1 pseudogene is annotated in these 328 nt (G+C 47.0%); it reads right to left on the reverse strand.

What is annotated here, in order from left to right:
• Positions 1–33: 33 nt before the first annotated feature.
• A pseudogene (locus LKX83_RS32215) lies at positions 34–328 on the reverse strand (hypothetical protein); the annotation flags it as partial.

The following is a 328-nucleotide window of genomic DNA, read 5'->3' on the forward strand; positions in this document are numbered from 1 at the left end:
AAGATTTCTCATAAGTCACGCTCCGTAATTTTGTCATTCTCTAACTGCGGCCGCGGTCAATGCGGCCTTTGTTCTCTCCGGTTTGAGAGAAGCATCGACTTCTCTCTTTTCTTGCCTGTCTTTTCCTCTCTTCTTCACGCTTGGCAGGAGGAATGCCAGAACCACCGCTAACAAAATACCGTGGGTGAGAAGTGTGGTCAGAAGAGCTGAGTTGGATAGTGCGAACGCCGGAATACCGAGAATAAGACATTTGATTTGGTAATCCAGGTGACGGGTGATACTATCAAACACCCATAACACCACAGCTAGGATCATGGTGAATACGAAA

Source organism: Cohnella baijiui, assembly GCF_020731285.1.
Classification (GTDB): Bacteria; Bacillota; Bacilli; order Paenibacillales; family Paenibacillaceae; genus Cohnella.